General features: G+C 62.2%; 2 protein-coding genes. Both read left to right on the top strand.

Annotation, left to right across the window (positions count from 1 at the left end):
- Window positions 1–450 precede the first annotated feature (450 nt).
- Complete coding sequence (locus AC07VF_RS26440) at window positions 451–2,721, top strand: ATP-dependent DNA helicase (protein ID WP_495010129.1); 2,271 nt, start codon at window positions 451–453, stop codon at window positions 2,719–2,721.
- A gap of 174 nt (window positions 2,722–2,895) precedes the next feature.
- The gene (gene pgm / locus AC07VF_RS26445) at window positions 2,896–4,539 is read left to right on the top strand and encodes a phosphoglucomutase (alpha-D-glucose-1,6-bisphosphate-dependent) (protein WP_495010128.1); all 1,644 of its coding nucleotides are present in this window, start codon (window positions 2,896–2,898) and stop codon (window positions 4,537–4,539) included.
- The last annotated feature ends 540 nt before the right edge of the window (window positions 4,540–5,079 follow it).

The following is a 5,079-nucleotide window of genomic DNA, read 5'->3' on the forward strand; positions in this document are numbered from 1 at the left end:
GGCCCGCCGCCATCCGCCATCCATGGCGGGGGGCGGCTCTCGCGGCATCCATGCCGCTCGGCCCACGGAGCGAGACCTGCGTTCAGCCTGCACCAATGTCGCGATTGGTGGCGTCTGGGATCTTTGCGTATGAAGATCAAGAGCAGATCAAAAGCTTCCCTGGTAGGACCGGCTTCAGCCGGGAAGAGGCCGGTAGGTGCGCCATCACTTATGATTGTTAAAACCAGCTTCAGACTGCACCCGTTGATCGTCCCCACGCTCTGCGTGGGTATGCATCCCCTGGCGCTCTGCGCCGAAATCTGTCCGCCAATCCATTTCCGTTTGCCTCGATGGCGTTGAGCTGTTATCTGTACGTCCGTCCAGTGTTCCGATCGACGGCCAGCCTTTTCAGTGACTTCCATTTCCGCTCTTTCCCCCGATACCTGCGCAGCTCCTGTCGAGCCTGTGGCGGTGGCGGCTGGCGATCCGGAAACGGGTTACCGGGTGGCGGTGCGGGAGTTGTGTGAGTTTACGGCGAAGGCGGGGGATCTGGATTTGCGGTTTACGCCGTCGCCCACGGCGCAGGAAGGGATTGCCGGGCATCGGACGGTGGCAGCACGGCGGGGGCCGCAGTATCAGGCTGAGGTGGCGTTGAGCGGGGTGTTTCATGAGCTGAGGATTCGGGGCAGGGCGGATGGCTACGATGCCGCGCTGAACCAGCTCGAGGAGATCAAGACCTACCGCGGCGACCTGAGCAGTCTGCCCGCCAACCACCGGCAGCTGCACTGGGCCCAGGCGAAGGTCTATGGCTGGCTGCTGTGCCAGCAGTTGCAGCTGGCCGAGGTCAATCTGGCGCTGGTGTATTTCAACATCATCAGTGAGCAGGAAACCCTCATTCAGCAGCGCTTCACGGCGGCCGAGTTACAGGGGTTTTTCGAGGCCCAGGCGGGAATCTTCCTGCAGTGGGCGCGGCAGGAGCTGGCCCATCGCGGCGCCCGCGACCATGGGCTCGGCGCTCTGAAGTTTCCCCACGCCGATTTCCGCACCGGGCAGCGGGCGTTGGCCGAGTCGGTGTACAAGGCGGTCAGCACCGGGCGCTGTTTGATGGCCCAGGCGCCCACCGGCATTGGCAAGACCATCGGCACGGTGTTCCCGATGCTCAAAGCCGCGCCGACGCGCAAGCTGGACAAGGTGTTTTTCCTGACCGCCAAGACCCCGGGACGCAAGCTGGCGCTGGATGCCCTGAGTGTGATTGGTCGAAGCGCGCCGGAGCTGAGCCTGCGCGTGCTGGAAATGGTCGCCCGGGACAAGGCTTGCGAATACCCGGACAAAGCATGCAACGGGGACTCATGCCCGCTCGCCAAAGGTTTTTACGACCGGCTGCCGGCGGCGCGCAGCGAGGCGATGATCAGGCCGTGGCTCGATCAGGCCGGCGTGCGTGAGGTCGCGCTGGGCCATCAGGTCTGCCCGTATTACCTGAGCCAAGAGCTGGCGCGCTGGTCGGACGTGGTGATCGCCGACTACAACTATTATTTCGACCTCAGCGGCATGCTGTTCGGGCTCAGCCAGTTCAATCAGTGGAGGGTCGCGGTGCTGGTGGACGAGGCGCACAACATGGTCGAGCGAGCGCGGTCGATGTACAGCGCGACCCTCGATCAGCACAGCATGAATCAGGTGCGGCAGAGCGCGCCGGAGCCGGTGAAAAAAGCCTTGCAGCGGCTCAACCGCGACTGGAATGCCCTGCACAAGGAACAAGTCGCCCCTTACCAGGCCTACGCCGCCACGCCGGCCAAGTTTCTCAACAGTCTCAACCTTTGCATCACCGCGTTTGGCGACTACTTCAACGAGCACCCCCATGCGGCCAACGGCGAGCTGCAGAGTTTCTACTTTGAGGCGATCCAGTTCGGTCGCATTGCCGAGTTGTTCGACGAGCATTTCCTGTTCGACATCAGCAAGCGTGAACTGGGCAGCAAGTCGCTTTCCCGGCTGTGCCTGCGCAATGTCGTCCCGGCGGGGTTTGTGCGTCCGCGCCTGACCGCCGCGATCAGTGCGGTGCTGTTTTCCGCGACCCTCAATCCACGGCATTTCTACCGCGACTTGCTGGGCCTGCCCGACACCACCGCCTGGGTCGACGTCGAGTCGCCCTTTCAACGGTCGCAACTGGACGTGGAAATAGTCAGCCGCATTTCCACCCGCTACACCCATCGGCAGGCCTCACTGGCGCCCATCGTCGAGCTGATGGCGCGGCAGTTCGAAGCGCGGCCGGGCAACTATCTGGCGTTCTTCAGCAGCTTCGATTACCTCCAGCAAGTCGCCGAGTTGATGGAGCGCAGCCACCCGGCTGTTCCTGTCTGGAAACAATCCCGGGGCATGGCCGAGGCCGAACGGCAGGCCTTTCTCGATCGCTTTACCCCGGCCAGTCAGGGCATCGGTTTTGCGGTGCTGGGCGGGGCGTTCGGCGAGGGCATCGACCTGCCGGGGGCTCGGTTGATCGGTGCCTTCATCGCCACCTTGGGCCTGGCGCAGATCAACCCTGTCAACGAGCAACTTAAACAGCGCATGAGCCTGTTGTTCGGCGCCGGTTACGACTACACCTATTTGTACCCCGGCATGCAGAAAGTGGTGCAGGCCGCCGGCCGGGTGATTCGGGGTCTGGATGATCGCGGTGTGGTGGTGCTGATCGATGATCGCTTCGCCGAGCGCAAGATCCAGCAACTGTTACCGGCGTGGTGGCAGCTATGATGGGGGGCAGCTAATTGTCTCAAGGCGTTACGGATCGATAGCCGAGCGCCACGGTCCAACTGCCAGTAAACTGCCGCGTCACTGGCATTTCAGGCGGCGTTTCAGGGCGTTTCCCGCCTGGTCGGGACTTTTTCTTTTTGTCATTTCCCTATTTTTCATCCACGGAGGTTTCGCATGAGTATCAGTCCATTCGCGGGCAAACTGGCGCCCGCAGAATTGCTGGTCGATCTTCCTCGTCTGGTGACGGCCTATTACACCGGCCGGCCCGACGCGTCGGTGGCGACCCAGCGTGTTGCCTTCGGTACTTCCGGGCACCGCGGCAGTTCTTTCGAATTGAGCTTCAACGAGTGGCACGTGCTGGCCATCAGTCAGGCGATCTGCCTGTACCGCCAGGCCAACGGCATCGACGGCCCGCTGTTCCTCGGCGCCGACACCCACGCGCTATCGACCCCCGCGGCCGCTTCGGCGCTGGAAGTGCTGGCGGCCAACGGCGTCAACGTGATGATCTCCGAGGGTGACGAATACACCCCGACGCCGGCGATCTCCCACGCCATCATCTGCTACAACCGCGGGCGCACGACCGGTCTGGCCGACGGCATCGTCATTACGCCTTCGCACAATCCGCCGGAAAGTGGCGGTTTCAAGTACAACCCCACCAACGGCGGCCCGGCTGACTCGCACATCACCAAGTGGATCGAGAACAAAGCCAACGAATTGCTCGCCGAGCGCATCGTCAACGTCCAGCGCATCACCCACGAAAAAGCCCTGCGCGCCGACACCACCCATCGCCATGACTACATCAACACGTACGTGGCTGACCTGAAAAACGTCATCGACATGGACGCCATTCGTGGCGCCAACCTGCACCTGGGCGTTGACCCGCTGGGCGGGGCGGGCGTGCGTTACTGGTCGGCGATTGGTGAGCACTACGGCCTGAATCTGGAAGTGGTAAACAAGTTCGTCGATCCGACCTTCCGCTTCATGAGCGTGGACTGGGACGGCAAGATCCGCATGGACCCGTCGTCCAATTTCGCGATGCAGAGCCTGATCGGTCTGAAAGACCGCTTCCAGGTGGCCTTCGCCTGCGACCCGGACCACGACCGTCACGGCATCGTGACGCCGACCGGCGGCCTGCTGGCGCCGAACAATTACCTGGCGGTGTCGATCGATTACCTGTTTCAGAACCGTCCCGACTGGCGCGCCGATGCGGCCGTCGGCAAGACTGTGGTCAGCAGCGGGATGATCGATCGCGTGACCCAACGTCTGGGCCGCCGCCTCTACGAAGTGCCAGTGGGCTTCAAGTTCTTCGCCGAAGGGTTGTACGAGGGTTCGTTGGGCTTTGGCGGTGAGGAGAGTGCCGGTGCGTCGTTCCTGCGTCGCGACGGGACGGTCTGGACGACGGACAAGGATGGTTTGATTCCGGCATTGCTGGCCGCGGAAATCCGCGCGCGCAAAGGCCGTGACCCGAGCGAGATGTACAAGGCGTTGACCGATGAGCTGGGCGAACCAGTGTCGACCCGCGTCGAGGCAAAGGCCAACTTCGAGCAGAAGGCGCTGTTGAGCAAGCTGTCGCCGGAGCAGGTCACGTCCACTGAGCTGGCGGGTGAGAAGATTGAGAGCATCCTGAGCAAGGCGCCGGGCAATGATCAGGCGATTGGTGGCTTGAAGGTCATTACCGAGAACGGCTGGTTCGCTGCCCGGCCGTCGGGGACTGAGGATATCTACAAGATCTATGCCGAGAGCTTCAAGGGCGAGGAGCATCTGAAGCGTCTGGTGGCTGAGGCGCAGGTGCTTGTTGACGGCGCGATAGCGCCTTGAGGCTTTTGCGTCGAGCCTGAGTTAGTGGTGCGGCTGAGAGAGTCTGCCTAACGGCAGACATTTCGCCTTCGGCGACTTACTTTTGAAAAGCACCAAAAGTAAGCAAAAGTGCCTGCTCTCGGTTGGGCCCTTCCTTCGTCAGGGTTCCCTCACGCAGACGACGCTCCGTGGGCCCGAGCCGAACGGACATCCCTGTCCTGACGGCGCTCTCGCGGCATCCATGCCGCTCGGCCCACTCCGCGTCGTCTACGTTCGGCCTGCACCCAAGTCGCGATTTGTGGTGTCTGGACTACCGCGTAGAAGATCAACAGCAACAGCAACAGCAACAGCAACAGCAAAAGCTTCCCGGCTAAAGCCGGTCCCACTAAAAGCACGCGGTGTTCTGTAGGACCGGCTTCAGCCGGGAAGCTGTTGATCTGCTTTTGATCCTGATCTTCAAACACATAACGCCCGGACGACACCTATCGCGACTTGGGTGCAGGCTGAACGGAGGTTTCGCGGAGTGGGTCGAGCCGCATGGATGCGGCGAGAGCGCCGTCA

It is taken from the genome of Pseudomonas sp. GW821-FHT02H06, from assembly GCF_059421525.1.

Excerpts from the sequence above, each read along its gene's own strand:
- pgm (WP_495010128.1), top strand. The coding sequence starts at position 2,896 with ATGAGTATCAGTCCATTCGCGGGCAAACTGGCGCCCGCAGAATTGCTG.